Below are 15,411 nucleotides of genomic sequence, written 5' to 3' on the forward strand. Positions count from 1 at the left end.
AAACAAAGATAAAATTAAAAAAGGGGAATCCCATATGAATAAAAGACAGTGGAGAGTAGGAATTTTTTTATTTGATGATGTAGAGGTTTTAGATTTTGCAGGTCCATTTGAAGTTTTTTCTGTCACAGAATTAGAAAATGGTCATCAGCCATTTGTAGTAGAAACAGTATCAGAAAAAGGGAACATAGTAATTGCTTGTAATGGGTTAAAGGTACAGCCAGATTACAGTTTTGATACTATACCTAAATTTGATATTTTAATTATCCCTGGTGGTCTAGGTGCTAGGGAACGAGAAATACATAATGACAATGTAATAAAGTGGATTACAAATCAAATGAAAACGGTGCAACTAATGACATCTGTATGTACGGGTGCTTTACTATTAGCAAAGGCTGGTTTACTTCAAGGTAAAATGGCAACGACTCATTGGGCAAGTCTTGAAAGATTAGAAAAAGAATTTCCACATGTCGAAGTACAACGGGAAGTTAAATTTGTTGATGAAGGCAATATAATTACGTCAGGTGGAATTTCAGCAGGTATCAATATGTCATTTCATATTGTGAAACGATTATTAGGTTCTGACGTTGCTCGGGAAACTGCTAAAATTATGGAATATGATATTGTTATTTAAATCATTATTGAACAAACGGGCGCGATTGTTGAAGATCGAAGTTAGAAAATGATTAAACTTTTTATAAAAACATAACTTAAAACTGCTAGAATAGAATCCATTTTGATCAATCTTTTCTTAAAATGGATTCTTCTTATTTACCGATAACTGCGGGCTTTTGCATCGCCGGAAGATGTCTATCCAGAAACGGTACAAGACAACCGCAAGTTCCCATGATCGTACACAACTCGATGAACTGGTCGATCAGTCTGGCATCGCGTATGTATTTGACCGGGGGTTACAACGACAGTGCAAAGTTTGATGAGTATTGCCAACAAGGTATTTTCTTCGTCACCCGCGCGAAAAAGAATGCATCGATTCAGTATATATGAGATCGATCTATTCGCAAAAATAGTGCGATTACAAGAGATTGTTTCGTGGAAATGGGGACAACGCAAAAGCGAATGCGCCATCTTCTTCGCATCGTCGAAACCACGGATTCAGAAGGCCCCCCCTTGTGTTGATCACAAATCGGTGGGATTTGTCGGCAGGAGAGATTAGCGCCATGTACCGCAGTCGGTGGGTCATCGAAATTTTCTTTAAATGGCTCAAACAACATGTGAGGATTACCTAGTCGTTTTACGGAAAAAGGGAAGAAGCCGTCCTGAATCAGGTTTTGTCGCTCTGATCGCCTATTGTTTGCTTTTGCTGGCCAAAATCTATTCGAATAGTAAAGGAAGTTTGTATCTGTTCAAAGCACTCCGAATAAGTTTCCATTTTAATCTATAATTGAAAAAAGCCCGTAACATTTTCAAAAAAATGAAACAGGCTTTTCCTATTGCTTTGGAAGCTATAAAGATAGCTTCCGAACTGAAACCCCTAACTCCTGCTCCATATACCTCTGCCTCCGCTCGGACACCTTCCTCGCGCTAGAAACCAGTTGTGTTTGCAACAGCCGCTCAATAAACTCCTCGTACACATGATCCAGATAAGGGTCCTTCTCCAAGACCTTCTCATAGTACTTCATTCCGTTGGTATAATCCTTGCCATCCCAATAATAGCGCGCAAGCTCCAACAAGCTATTCAGATAGAGCAGGCGCATCTTTTCTCGCTCGGCTTCAAGGTAGTCAACATAGGGATACTCTTCAAAAAAGTCCCCCTGGTATAGCTGTTCAGCCATCAGCAATCGCTCGATTCGATTCGACTGCGGCATGCCCGGCTGGTCAGAAAGCGTTTGCAAAAACTGCTCTGCATCGAGATCGATCTCTTGTGAGCAAAAGGTGTAATGCTCGCCCGACTGCATTAAGTATCGGGACTGTCGACCTGATTGCAGACCGGGTTCGAGCGCCTTTCTCAGAGAAGAGAGGGAGACGTAAAACTGGCTGTTGATGGACTGGAACGAGCCGTCTGGAAAGACCTGATCGAGGATTTGGTCTTTGACCAGCTTCCGATCCCGATGGGCAATAAAAAACAGCAGCAGCCGCAAGCTTGTTTTTCGAAGCAGCTTGATCGCCTCACCACCGTATTCGATTTCAAAGGTTCCCAAGGTGCGGAGCTTCAACTTTCTTGGTTGCTTTTCCACGACTTCAACAGATGGCTGATTTCTGCTGCGGAGCTTCTCCACTTCACTTTTCAGATAGAGATTGAGCTGGCGCGTCAGCTTCTCTTCCGCTTTTCCCAGATGGAACTGCGCTTCTTCAGCATGTCCAGCCGCCAGATAGGTAAGCCCCAGCTCCATGTAAATCCAGCCGATATCCGGCTCAATATCAAACCTGCTGGCGTGACTCAGGGCATCTTTTCCCCACTCAAATGCTTGTGCGTACTCACCCCGCAAACGCAGGAGCTTCACCATCGAGCTGTACGGAAATACCTTTGAAGCCTCGTCACAGTGTCTGGAGATTTCAAGTGCCTGATGAATGAGCGGCTCGGCCATGTTCAGATCATTTTTCGTCAAATAGATTTCGGACAGGTTCCAGAGTGAATGCATCTGGGAGTAGGAGATGCGATGCTGCTCCGAATAAGACAGGCTTTGCTTGATATAATGGATGGCTTTGTCCAAATCGTTCATGAATCGGTAAACCTGGCCCAGCATGCTCAGGTTAAACGCGATCAGCCCGTAATTGTTGGTCGGCAAGCAAGCGTCCAGTGACTCCAGAAAGTATTTCTTCGATTGAACCAAATCTCCGCGATAAAACTGGATATTGGCTAACCGATGCTGGAAATGGGCAATGGTCAGGGGATGAACCTGCTTGATGGCCGTCACCCTCGCCTCCAAAGGCTCAACAATCTCGTCCAGGACTGTAGCCGGAAGACAGCGGAACAAAAACAGACTGGTATTGTCGAGGGAAAGGTCCGGCGCAATCGTCTCCAGCCATCCGTCGATCAGCACCATAAACTGGTCGGGATGATAGCGATCGAGCATCTGCCGCATGACATTTGCACCGCGTAAATAGTCTTTACCGGAAATGTAATGGGCGAATGCATGGAAGAATTGGTATTTTTCCTCATAGATGTGAGCGAGCTTTAGATGGTAGGCATCGATTTCTTGCCGATCTGACTGCTTGATCAGCTTTTCGTACAGGAACATCCGAAATAGCTGGTGGTACTTGTAGGTGCCTTCCTCGGTCCGATAGATAAAGAGATGATGGTCGAGCAGATGATCCAGCATCCTTTTGGTGTGGTCCTCATCCAGAAAGAGATTGACGATGTCCACATGAAGCTCTGCCAGCAAGCTCGTTTTATAGAGAAAACTCTGAATCTCCTTTGGTTGAGACGCCAGCACTTCACTTCCCAGATAATCGTACAGATCGGGTATCCCTTTGAAATGGGCCCAAAAGCGGTAACGCTCGGAGTGAGTCATCTCTTTGATCAAGTCGTGGATCAATTGTATGCTGGCAATCCAGCCTTCTGTCCGGTTTACGATAAATTGAATCTCGTGCTCCTGCAAATGAAGCTGATGCAGACTATTGAAGAAAAGGGTTGTTTCCTCGTTGCTGAAGGCGAGGTCACTTGCTTTTAGCTCTGCGAGATTTTGTTGCAGCTTTAGTTTGACGAGCGGTAGAGCGGGCCGCACTCGGCTCGTGATGATGTAGGTGATCGTTCTTGCGGATTGGAACAGCAGCTTTGTGATGATTTCCTGAATCTCCTCGCTCTGATCCAGCCATTGATAGTCATCCAGGACGATCAGCAGGCGCGTCGGCCAGGTGGAAAGCAGCGAGAGAAGCTGCTGCAGCTCCTCTTCGACCAGCTCAGGGTGGACGTAGGTATCCTTCTGTTCGAGTCCCATCACCTTGCTTAAACCCGCTTTTAAGTAGGAGAGAAACACATGCGGATAGCGATCCGTGTGTCCTACTTGATACCACACCGTGGGAATATCTTTTATTTTGACAAAGCTGGATACGAGTGTGGTCTTACCGTATCCGCCGTCACCCGTCAGACATATCAAAGAGCGCTCCAGATTTTTTTCTAGAAGAGAGAACAGCCTGTCTCGGACAAGATACGGAGAAAAATCTGGAATCGTCAGCTTGGATTCTATGATATTCACATTCACGCCCCTCCAATCATCTAACGGAAAATTCAATAAAATACTGGCGCTTTGTTAGAAGTTCCCTGCTTTTTGTTAGAAACCAGTTAGGTTCGGCTGATACGATGCATCTACGTTGGTTCTATACTAACACAAAAATAACGCAACCTGAATTTTTCGTTATATGAGGAGGAGAGGCACATGAAATTTAACCCGATGTATTGGATGAAAAGCCCAGGCGATACACCAAAAGGAGATCATCGAGAGTTTATCAACCCGGATTGGATTCCCTGGACCGACTGGCTGATGCCTGGAACCCGATTCAAGCTGTTGTTTTGTGACCTTGTTTCTGGCCATTTCACGATGCTTTTACAGGTTGACGAAGGTGTGCAGGCCACACCTCATTGGCATGTCCACAACATTCAAGCCATTATTCTGGAGGGCGGCTTCTTCTATGAAGACGGGGATGACAAGGGGATGAGAGGCTACTACACGTGTGAAATGTCTGGTAATGTCCACAAGCCCTTTGCGCCAGAAGGCTGTCTGATGTTTGCTGTCTCGCATGGACCGATTGGCGGGTATACAGACGAGGGTGACCTGGTCGTGATGGCAGATGCCCGTCTCCACTACTACATGGCTCGGGAGAACAATGCGATTGAGCATACGATGATCGTCGATTACAAGATCGGTTCGACGGAGCTGCAAACCTAAGCTTGACTAACGGAGGAATGACAGATGAAAGCAGCATTTTGGCATGGAGCGCGAGACGTGCGGGTCGTTGATGTTCCAGAACCGCAAGTCCAACCGGGGAAAGTAAAGATTCGTGTGGCGTGGTGCGGAATTTGCGGTACGGATTTGCATGAATATATGGCTGGACCGATTTTCTTGTCGGTGGAGCCGCATCCCCTGACCAAAGAGTGCGCGCCGTTGATCCTCGGTCACGAATTCGCGGGCGAGGTAGTAGAGATCGGTGAAGGAGTTACAAGTGTCAAGGTGGGAGACCGGGTGGCGGTTGAACCTGTGTTGGCGTGCGGACGCTGTCATGCATGTAAATCAGGACGGCAAAACCACTGTGAAGTGATTGGGTGCTTCGGCTTGAACGGCGGAGGCGGAGGCTTTTCCGAGCTGACCGTGGTAAGTGAAGAGATGGTGCATCTGTTGCCTGATCACATCACGTACGAGCAGGCAGCTCTGATCGAGCCTACCTCTGTAGCGCTCCAAGCCGTGCGGGAAAGCAGCTTGAAAGCGGGGGACTCCTGCGCCGTATTTGGCACAGGGCCGATCGGACTGTTGACGATTTTAGCAGCCAAAGCCGCAGGAGCAAGCCCCATCATCGCAGTCGAAGTATCGGAGCAAAGAAGGCAGATGGCACTAAAGCTGGGGGCATCTCACGCCATCGATCCTACACAAACGGACGCCGTGCAAAAAATCAGAGCGCTCACGAACGGCGGCGCAGATGTTTGCTTCGAAGTAACGGGAGTTGAGCCAGGACTACTGGGCGCGATCGAGAGTTCAAGGACTGGTGGACAAACCGTCATCGTGAGCGTCTGGGAAAAACCAGTCACTGTATCACCCAATGCGATTGTCCTGCGGGAGCGCCATCTCATGGGTTCCTTTGGTTATGGCAAAAATATCTTCCCTGCCGTGATCCGATTGATCGCGGAAGGACGGATTCAGGTAGACGAGCTCATTACAAAGAAAATCCCGCTCTCCGATATCACCGAAGGCGGGTTTGAGGAACTGGCAAGAAACAAGGGGCATATCAAGATTCTCGTATCTCCTTCTGCAAAATAATCGAAACAAGGGTTCATGGGTGAACGCTGGAATATTCGGCGTTCGCCTTATTATTTATTGAAGCTCCGTCCGCACACCCAGACTAGCCAGCTCTGCCAAGGCATCCTGAGCATTGCGATGAAGGTTCAGCTCCGCCACCAACAATCCGGTGATGACAGCGCCGTCAAATACCTAGCGCACCGCGTCGAGAGCAAGCGGCTGATCAAAGTAAGTCTCTGCCCAATCCACATATTCCTCGGGTGTCTGTACCAGATAACCGAAGAGAAAACCGGAGCCGTCATCCCTTCCGTCCGCATCCTCCAGCTCACCCGTCCACCAATGCTGATCTTCCGGCATGCGGACTTGTGCAGTTTTTCAGAGTTTATAGCGCAGCCAGAAAGGTATCTCATTAAATTTTTTGAGGGTGAATAAATACTTCATTTTAGATCGATCTTGGTTTTCTTCGATGAAAAATTAATGGTTTAAACAATAACAAAGCGTCTCTTAATCCCGATATAAAAAAATCAGGATAAAGAGACGCTTTAAAACGTTGTAAACTTAGCACAACGAGTCTCATTTTATTTTGCGACATATCAAAATAGTTGTTTATATATCCCTTATCTACAAAATTTATTCATTTTAAAACCCGATTTATCCTGAGTCATTCTAATTTGTGATAATATAAGAAAAATATGAGATGTAACACTAATACAGAGACAGCGAGTGAAAAGAAAGCTATTTTCTGCTAGAGCTCCTTTTAAACTTAGAGGTGGCATCATGTTAAAACGTTTATTTGTTTCAGGATACAAGGCTTACGAGCTTGGCATATTTAATGAAAAAAATCCGGGGTTAGCAATTATTAAGAAAGCACTGAAGCGGGAACTCGTAAGATTCCTTGAGGAAGAATTGGAATGGGTCATCATATCAGGTCAACTCGGGGTAGAAATGTGGGCAGCCGAAACTGTTCTGGAATTAAAAAAGGAGTATCCACATCTAAAACTGGCGATAATTACTCCGTTTTTGAATCAAGAGGAAAAGTGGAAAGAAGAGACTCAGGATTACTACCGAAATATTGTGATGCAAGCCGACTATATCAATAGTGTCTATCAAACACCTTACCAGGGAGTTTGGCAGCTTGCAGAGAAAGATAAATTCTTGCTATCCAACTCAGACAGTATCTTGTTAGTTTACGATGAAGAAAACGAAGGCTCCCCGAAATTTTTAAGTAAGCTCGCCGCAAAAAAAGCGGATATTGGCGATTATCAGTTATTTCGAATTAACGCATATGACTTACAGAGCATCGCAGAGGAACAGCAACAAGAATTATACAATGACAATTTCTAAACAAAGAAACCAGCTATGAAAGCTGGTTTTTCTCGTTTTTCAACTTTAAATCATTTGTATGATTTATCAAATATGCTCTCTAATGAAGATATGGACCTAAGATAAAGTCAGAAATTTATTAATATTCCGTATTGAAATGATACCTTTTTGACCATATAATATCACCAAAGGAGCAAAGGCTTCCGAGTTTTAATGATTTCGAAGTTTAAACTTCACAAATGGATGATTGACAAATGGGGAATTGTCATTGGTACCGTTGCCCATGAGACCTGCACCTTTTCCAATGTACCGACGAAGAAATTGTTTCAGCTTTGACAATGCCATGAGAGGGAAGAAATTCTGACGCAGCATCGAAAGGTTCGCGATTTCCTGGGCGAGATGATTTGCCGTGCAGTGTCCAATCTAAAGAGAGCGGGGTGTATGAAATGAACAGAATTTTGCGCAATTGTCGCGTCTATGACGGGACCGGTAATTCCTGGTATGCCGCAGATATCGCCATCAGCGGAGATCGTATCGAGCGAATCGGAAACGTGTCCGGGTTTTCCGCCGATGAAGAGATCGATGTGCGGGAACTTGCGGTCGCACCCGGTTTTATCGACATTCATACGCATTCTGACAATGCGCCGTTTGTTCCGGAATTGTCGAAAGGAAAATTGATGCAGGGAGTGACAACGGAAGTAATTGGCAACTGCGGCATGAGCGCGTATCCCGTCAACCCCAAAAACGCCCATTTGCTGAAGCAGTATGTGAGCAGTCTCTTTGGCGATATTGATTGGAGCTGGCATTCGCTCTCCGAATACGGGCAGGTCTCCACCTCGATGGGGATGGTCACCAACCTGGTCCCATTGGTGGGACATGGAGCCGTCCGCATTGCCGCGATGGGTTTTGACAAGCGCCCTCCGACAGCGGAAGAAATGGAAACGATGAAGAATCTCCTCGCCGATACCATGGAACAGGGAGCATTCGGACTCTCCAGCGGCTTGATTTATCCGCCCGGTGTGTTCTGTTCCACGGAAGAACTGGTTGAGCTCTGTCGTGTGGTCCGGGATCGGGGCGGCATATATGCGACTCACATGCGCAACGAGTCTGACCTGGTCGTAGAAGCGGTGGAGGAATCCATCACGATCGGGCGGAACGCCGATATTCCGGTGCAAATCTCTCATCATAAGGCGGCTGGCAAGAAGAATTGGGGCAAGCCGAAAATTACCGTACCGATGATCAGGCAGGCCAGAGCAGACGGCATTGACGTTGACATGGATCTGTATCCGTACACGGCGGGAAGTACGCTGCTCTCCGCTGTTCTGCCCCCTTGGTGCCACGAGGGAGGCGTGCAGGAGATGCTGGTGCGGCTTCGCGATCCCGAGAACAGGCGGAAGATTCAGCACGATATGGAACACGGGATACCCGGCTGGGAGAATTTCGCGAAAAGTACCGGTTGGGATCAGGTGTTTGTCGCCTCGGCCAAATACCATAAAGAATTAGAAGGCAAAAGCATTGAGGAGATCGCACGTGTGCGTGGGCTGGATCCTGTGTCCGCCTTATGCGATACGTTGATCGAGGAGGAAGGGATCGCCACGATGGTAGTATTTATGATGAGCGAAGATGACGTTCGCTTTATCATGAAGCAGCCTGAAACCATGATCGGATCAGACGGGATTCCTGACCCAGGAAAAACGCACCCTCGCTACTTTGGCACTTTCGCTAGGGTACTCGGTCACTATACGCGGGAGGAGAAAGTGCTATCCCTTGAAGACGCCGTACGGAAGATGACCTCTTTTCCGGCGAAAAAACTAGGTTTGAAGGATCGCGGGATGATTCGTGAAGGAGCGTTTGCCGACCTTGTCGTCTTCGATCCGAAAATGGTTGCGGACGTCGCGACATATGACTTGCCCTCAGAGGTAGCGATTGGCTTCCACCACGTTTTTGTGAATGGGTCTCCGGTTGTCCGAAACGGTGAATTCCGTTTGGTGAAGAACGGACGATTTATCAAAAAAGGCGAGTAAACGGGGGGATATGATGAGCCGTATTACCGTTTTGGCGCGAAACAACTACTTTATCCTTTTGCTGCTTTTCATCGGCTGGAATATTTCCTATCTCGACCGGATGGTGATCAGTGTCGCCTTGACGTCGATCGGAACAGATTTGCAGTTGGAGGCAAGCTCGTTGGGTATTGTGCTCAGCAGTTTCTTTGCCGGCTACGCCTTGATGCAGATTCCGGGAGGCTGGCTTACGGACAAGTACGGCTCTAAAAGAGTCATGATCGTGGCGCTGGTGATGTGGTCGTTGTTCACTGCTCTAACAGGAGTGGCTTGGTCGCTCGCCTCCTTGTTGGTGATTCGCTTTCTGTTTGGGATCGGTGAAAGCGGGTTTCCCGCGGCCAGTTCGAAGGCGATCGCAGAGTACTTTCCAAAAGCGGAAAGGGCAAAAGCGCAGTCTGCCATGTTGTCGTCAAATGCGTTCGGTGCCGCTTTGGCTCCTTTGGTTGCCGCACCCATGATGCTGTGGCTGGGGTGGCGAATGATGTTTGTTGTCATTGCGCTGATCGGATTCGTTCTGGTTGCGGTGTACGCGGTATTTCTGCGCAAACCAGCTCACAAGGAAGAGGCGCAGAAGAAAAATTCCGGCAGAAGCATGTCGATGAAAGATTTGCTGCAGACACCTACCATGTGGAAACTGGTGGTTGCCTGGTTCGGATTGGATGTCGTGCTGTGGGGCTTTGCGTCGTGGCTGCCGTCCTACCTTTTGAAAGTCCGCCATCTCGATTTGCTGCAGGCAGGGTTTGTCGCCTCTCTGCCTTTCTTCGCCGGGGGAGTGGCGATGATTCTCGGCGGCTGGCTTGTGGACAGGTACTTTGTCGGCCGTGAAAAGAACTTTGTAATCATGGTTGAAATACTGGGGGCGCTCTTCCTTTACCTCATGTTTACCACGCAGGCGCTTCAAACGGCTGTCATCTACCAGATCCTGTCCGCCTTTTTCCTGTATGCCGGATTCGCAGGGATTTGGGCACTTCCCCTTAAAGTCCTTCCCACTCAAGTGATGGGATCCGCCACGGGCATGATTAATTTCGGTGGTCAAGTGGCCGGTTTTGTTTCTCCCATGGTGATGGGTTTTCTCATCAGCGCATTCAACGGCTCGTATGACGCTGCCTTCTGGTTCCTGATCCTTTCCGCTGTGATTTCCATTATTGCCTGCATGACACTGGGCAATGCTCAAAGATCGCTGCAGATGAAAGTCACTGGGGTGGAAGAAGCTTAAAAAGAGTTGAGAAAAGAGCAGAGGACAACATTTGTTGTTCTCAGACTGTCGAGAAACCCCATGCATTTTGGGGTTTCTTTTTCTGTCACCTGATTTTTTTAACATCAACGTTATCCGTTTTGATATGGTCTTTGCCCTTAGCCTTGCTTTGCAAGGTGGAGGGCAGACCGTTGCAGAGGAACAGCAGCAAGAATTATACAATGACTATTTCTACACAAAGAAGCCAGCTATGAAAAGCTGGTTTTTATTCTTGGATAGTCGCTCCCGTTTGTACTATCGATTTAGAAAAACTATCACCGAATTAAATGGTGAAAAGAGCAAGTAGAAGCTCACAGCTGCAAGGGCCGGTGAAAATTGATGCGATGCACGGACAGTTGTAATCAAACCTGTTGAGCAAATGCTCGAAATTCGTTACGAAAATGGTATATAGAACTACGATGTATATTATTTGCAAAATTGTACAAACTGATAATAGACACGAAATTTGCAGATGTGTTTCCTATGAACCTACGGCTGGTTAAGCCATACTCAATTTGTTAGGACATTTGGTTTCGTTCGTAACCCGTAATTCTTAATTGGATTATGGGTTTAATTCATGTCTTTATCGGAATATTGGTTTCAAGTGCGCCGTGTGTGCTTGTTGGTAAATTATTATGAATTTGAAAGTATGAACGAAATGGCAGCGATTCAATAGCATACTAGGAAACGGGAATATGACGTTAAAGTTACTTTCTTAGTGCAGCCTTTTGAAGCAGGGGCTAATTCGGACCAATTTTTCGAACCGAAGATAACTTCACATAATGCCGATTATGAGTTATTTTATGGCGTCTCGGTCCATTTTTGGTACAATATTCTTGATTTATCCAGAATTCTTACTTCGGATTCCATAACCTATGTGGCAACCAGCGTTGGTCGTATCAGAAAAGCTGCACGAGAGCAGGGGTTATCTAATGTCGAAGCGCATTTGAAGGGGTTTGCAGGATCGTTTGGAATGAGCAGTTGAAAATCGTGGGAACGGGCAAAGCGGAGATTTTTCTCAATTTGCAGCCTTTTTTCCGATGCTGTTCGGGTTTTTGCTGCTTGGCTCTCAGGTGACGCAATTCAGGCTGGCGGTTCGTTGTTAATCGTTGCAGGTGTCGTTGTTGCCAGTGTTCGTTCCAGGCCATCCGTACAGCAGGCAAAGTCTCACATGAATCGGTATAATGATTGGACGATAGAAAATAGACGAAAAAAGCGTAAGCAGTGGTCGAAAGGGAGTGTTCTCTTATACACATGCTTACGCTTTTTTCATTTTCGTAAAGGGAACTCGTACATGCTTTAGGTAGTGGTCGAAGAGGAGGGGAGAACGCGATATATTTTTCGCGGTCGGCCTCGATTGGTAGGAGTTTCCTCGCCAATCTGTTCGATGATCCTGTGCTCCGCTAAATCGCTTAATATCCTCCTGGCATTGCGAGGCGTCATCCCCATCCATTCGGCCATTTCGGAAGCACTGATGTAATTTTGACCGAGTGCCTTCTGGACCGATATGATCTTGTTTAAAGTTGTTATGCTTACGCCAGCCTTTTTCAGGCCATCACTGATCTCCTTGTCTTCTGTCCAATACTCGTAGCTGATACTCTTGGTTTGACGCAGGGGGCCTTCGATGGAGCCGTCATGATCAACGAGAATGGCGGAGTTTACGTGTTTTTTGGCATGAACAAGGGCCAATTGCGCATTTCGTTCAGCTGACAGTGCTGTGATACCGAAACCGATTCCCATATTCGCTGTAGAATTGGTGAGAAGCATGATTTTTTCCAAAATATTGGTGGGGTGAAAAGCAGGGTAGTCTTCGAACGAACCACGTGTGGAAAAAATAATGAACTTGTAGTTTCCCAAAGCGACGAAGCTACCTGAAATCGATTCGGTATAATCCAGCACAATTTCCTGAAGCTTGAGGTCAAGTCTGCGTAAATCGTAAGCGTTTGCAGGTTCGTGGATTATCCTATCCACGTCCGCCACATCAATCAGCTGTACGGCAATTTGAGAGCGCTTGAAGTGAAGAGTCTCGCCCTCCTGTAAGATTTGCTTGTAAATTTCGCGAAAAGTAAGACGGGTAAAGCCCATCCGATACACTTTGATCCCCTGCCGTTTCAGTTCTTCGGCAACGGATAGCATCCCGGTGACGCAGGCATCTACTTTTCCTTCCCGAATGAGTGAAGTATGATAGGCCACCCACTGATGGGTGAACGGGAATTCCTGATACGGGTTTAAAAACGGTTGCTCGCACTTAAGTCCCAGCTCTTCCAGTGTTTCGCGGAAATATACCTCTGACACCGTATCAAAACTGACACGATCGAGCGTAAGACCATCGCGATAGACCAATTCTAGGAGTACTTTTGTGAGGACACTGGCGTTGATTTGCGGAAAGAAGGCCTTTTGCTTCTGTAAATGCTGTTTCGCCATGGAGTAAGGGCCAATCCCCGAGAAAAACCAGATGTCGACCTCTTTGTCATTTTCCGACACGATCGTTGCTGCTTCCTCTGCACGTTGATACGTAAACGGAATAAGGACGATACGATCTGAGAACTCTCTTCCCACGCCTTTCATTAACTCCACAGAATCTTTCGGGCCAACTAAGCCGACTCGTATGATCATCATGTCCTCCAATTAAACGATAAAGTACGGGTTATGCTATTCGTTACAGAGAGGATCGATCCTCTTTTCGGCATCATAGTATGTTTTGATTTCTTATGCAAATAAAAAATACCTCCAAATAGAAAGTAGAGCCATCATGAAGTAAGGAAATTGTTTTTAAGGGATGTTTTAGAGAAAAATTCCGTATTAATTGTACTTAACATTTTGACAAGATTCGTGGAAATCCTTCATAAATTTCGAGAAAAATAAAAAGTCTGAATTGACATTAAATACTGACGGGACTATATTGTTGAATTAAGGAATGTTTTAGGTTAATTTCCGTTAAAGGGGGGCAGAGAGATTTATTTACTCTTTTTGTAAGTCTGGATAGGGGGCTAATAAGAGAATGGCGCGTTTTTTGCTAAAAAGAATTCTGATGATGGTACTCACCTTGTGGATAATTGTAACGTTGACCTTTTCCCTGATGCATATGATCCCTGGCGATCCATTTGCGTCGGAGTCAGATCAGCTGCCCGAGCAAATCTTGCTGAATTTGCGCGCCAAGTACCATCTGGATGAACCGTTGCCGATGCAATATTTATCTTATCTGAAAAGTTTGGCAATGCTGGATTTGGGACCTTCCATTAAATCAGAAACGCGCGGGGTCAACGACATGATTAAAGATGGCTTTGGAGCATCGTCATTGATCGGGATGCAAGCTATCGTGGTCGCGCTTTTTTTTGGTCTTATTTTCGGAACAATTGCGGCTTTAAACCGAAATACATGGATTGATTATGTTGCGATGGTGATGGCAGTCCTCGGGATTGCGGTTCCCAGCTTCATCATGGCTCCGATGCTGATTAACTTTTTGGCGATCAAATGGCCGTTGTTTCCGGTTGCGACACTCGCCAGCTGGAAGCATTCCGTTCTGCCATCGCTCGCGTTGGCTTTCGGACCATTGGCTATCATCACGCGGTATATGCGGACAAGCATGATTGAAGTCATGAATCAGAACTACATAAGGACAGCGGAGGCAAAAGGAATTCCGACTTTTCTGATTGTGATCAAGCACGGAATCCGAAATGCCATTCTGCCGGTGGTCACCTTTTTAGGCCCGCTGGTTGCAGGGCTATTGACCGGAACGTTTGTCGTTGAAAAGATTTTCGCGGTTCCTGGAATCGGTAAATATTTCGTAGATGGCATTTTCAATCGCGACTATCCCGTCATTTTGGGAACAACCGTTTTTTACAGTGCCATATTGGTGCTCATTATTTTCTTGATTGACCTGGCTTATATGTTCATCGATCCGCGAATCAAACTGTCGAGCAAGGGGAGGTAGCCAATGGCGGTAGATCAATCGGTAAATGAGTTGTTTCGACCAAGAGCTCAAAAAACAGATGGACAGATCGCCCAGATGCGACCGAGCCTGACTCATTTTCAGCAAGTAGCTCGGAAACTAATCAGGAACAAGCTTGCGATGGTAGGGTTCACACTCATCATTTTGATGGTGCTCATGGCGTTAATTGGTCCGCACCTGGTGCCGTACAGCTATTCGGATCAAAGCCTCTTGATTGCCAACCAGGAGATTTCCGGGGAGCACTGGTTCGGTACGGACGAGCTGGGGCGCGACATGTTTTCCCGTACTTGGTATGGCGCTCGTATTTCTCTCGTCATCGGCGTGACGGCAGCTTTAATCGACCTGGTCATTGGTGTGACAGTCGGGGGAATTGCCGGATACATGGCGGGACGTGGAAAACGAGGAGATCGGATCGATACGATCATCATGCGATTGATCGAGGTACTGTACGGATTGCCGTATTTGCTCGTCGTGATCATGTTGATGGTTGTCATGGAGCCTGGAATTTTGACGATCATCATCGCCTTGTCAGCGACCGGTTGGACCGGGATGGCTAGGCTCGTGCGCGGTCAGATTCTGCAACTGAAAAACCAAGAGTTCATTATGGCTGCTCAGGTACTCGGGGCCAAATTCCCGCGCATTTTGCTGCGCCACCTGATTCCGAACACAATCGGGGTCATCATTGTCAACCTGACGTTTACCATTCCGTCGGCGATTTTTGCAGAATCCTTTCTGAGCTTTTTGGGATTAGGCGTACAAGCTCCCATTGCGAGTTGGGGCACGATGACAAACGATGCGCTGGGAGTTATTTTGACGGGCGACTGGTGGAGACTCTTCTTTCCGGCCTTAATGATCTCCCTTACCATGTTCGCTTTTAACGTTTTCGGCGATGGCTTGCAGGATGCATTGGACCCACGTATACGTGAATAAACGCGC

General features: G+C 46.8%; 12 protein-coding genes. 9 read left to right on the forward strand and 3 right to left on the reverse strand.

The window, feature by feature from the left end; genetic code table 11:
• Positions 1-34: 34 nt before the first annotated feature.
• Complete coding sequence (locus AN963_RS08820; protein WP_055744114.1) at positions 35-631, forward strand: DJ-1/PfpI family protein; 597 nt, start codon at positions 35-37, stop codon at positions 629-631.
• Between the two features lie 409 nt (positions 632-1,040).
• Positions 1,041-1,244 carry a transposase gene (locus tag AN963_RS32495; RefSeq protein WP_083496839.1) on the forward strand — a complete coding sequence of 68 codons (204 nt, stop codon included), beginning with the start codon at positions 1,041-1,043 and terminating at the stop codon, positions 1,242-1,244.
• Positions 1,245-1,460: 216 nt separating this feature from the next.
• Here the strand turns inward: AN963_RS32495 and AN963_RS08825 are convergent, their stop codons facing one another.
• Complete coding sequence (locus AN963_RS08825) at positions 1,461-4,154, reverse strand: tetratricopeptide repeat protein (RefSeq protein WP_055744115.1); 2,694 nt, start codon at positions 4,152-4,154, stop codon at positions 1,461-1,463.
• Between the two features lie 180 nt (positions 4,155-4,334).
• Between AN963_RS08825 and AN963_RS08830 the strand changes: the two genes are divergently transcribed.
• Together AN963_RS08830 and AN963_RS08835 are read left to right on the forward strand one after the other, a co-directional pair.
• A complete protein-coding gene (locus AN963_RS08830) occupies positions 4,335-4,844 on the forward strand; it encodes a 2,4'-dihydroxyacetophenone dioxygenase family protein (protein WP_201783722.1) in 510 nt (169 codons plus the stop codon).
• Positions 4,845-4,868: 24 nt separating this feature from the next.
• Entirely contained in the window at positions 4,869-5,927 is a 1,059-nt protein-coding gene (locus AN963_RS08835) for a 2,3-butanediol dehydrogenase (RefSeq protein ID WP_055744116.1), read from the forward strand.
• A gap of 171 nt (positions 5,928-6,098) precedes the next feature.
• On the opposite strand, the gene AN963_RS31340 is transcribed toward AN963_RS08835, so the two are convergent.
• Complete coding sequence (locus tag AN963_RS31340; RefSeq protein ID WP_162531861.1) at positions 6,099-6,263, reverse strand: hypothetical protein; 165 nt, start codon at positions 6,261-6,263, stop codon at positions 6,099-6,101.
• Positions 6,264-6,683: 420 nt separating this feature from the next.
• On the opposite strand from AN963_RS31340, the gene AN963_RS08845 reads away from it, so the two are divergent.
• From AN963_RS08845 to AN963_RS08855, 3 genes are all read left to right on the forward strand, one after another.
• A complete protein-coding gene (locus AN963_RS08845; RefSeq protein WP_055744118.1) occupies positions 6,684-7,250 on the forward strand; it encodes a DUF1273 domain-containing protein in 567 nt (188 codons plus the stop codon).
• 425 nt (positions 7,251-7,675) lie between these two features.
• The gene (locus tag AN963_RS08850; protein ID WP_152985619.1) at positions 7,676-9,253 is read left to right on the forward strand and encodes an N-acyl-D-amino-acid deacylase family protein; all 1,578 of its coding nucleotides are present in this window, start codon (positions 7,676-7,678) and stop codon (positions 9,251-9,253) included.
• A gap of 10 nt (positions 9,254-9,263) precedes the next feature.
• A complete protein-coding gene (locus AN963_RS08855) occupies positions 9,264-10,505 on the forward strand; it encodes an MFS transporter (protein ID WP_236707902.1) in 1,242 nt (413 codons plus the stop codon).
• 1,317 nt (positions 10,506-11,822) lie between these two features.
• Here AN963_RS08855 and AN963_RS08865 read toward each other — a convergent pair.
• The gene (locus tag AN963_RS08865) at positions 11,823-13,136 is read right to left on the reverse strand and encodes a helix-turn-helix domain-containing protein (RefSeq protein WP_055744514.1); all 1,314 of its coding nucleotides are present in this window, start codon (positions 13,134-13,136) and stop codon (positions 11,823-11,825) included.
• A 388-nt stretch (positions 13,137-13,524) separates the two neighbouring features.
• Between AN963_RS08865 and AN963_RS08870 the strand changes: the two genes are divergently transcribed.
• Positions 13,525-14,457 carry an ABC transporter permease gene (locus tag AN963_RS08870; protein ID WP_055744122.1) on the forward strand — a complete coding sequence of 311 codons (933 nt, stop codon included), beginning with the start codon at positions 13,525-13,527 and terminating at the stop codon, positions 14,455-14,457.
• Between the two features lie 3 nt (positions 14,458-14,460).
• Complete coding sequence (locus AN963_RS08875) at positions 14,461-15,405, forward strand: ABC transporter permease (RefSeq protein WP_055744123.1); 945 nt, start codon at positions 14,461-14,463, stop codon at positions 15,403-15,405.
• Positions 15,406-15,411: the final 6 nt, after the last annotated feature.

The organism is Brevibacillus choshinensis (genome assembly GCF_001420695.1).
Classification (GTDB): Bacteria; Bacillota; Bacilli; order Brevibacillales; family Brevibacillaceae; genus Brevibacillus; species Brevibacillus choshinensis.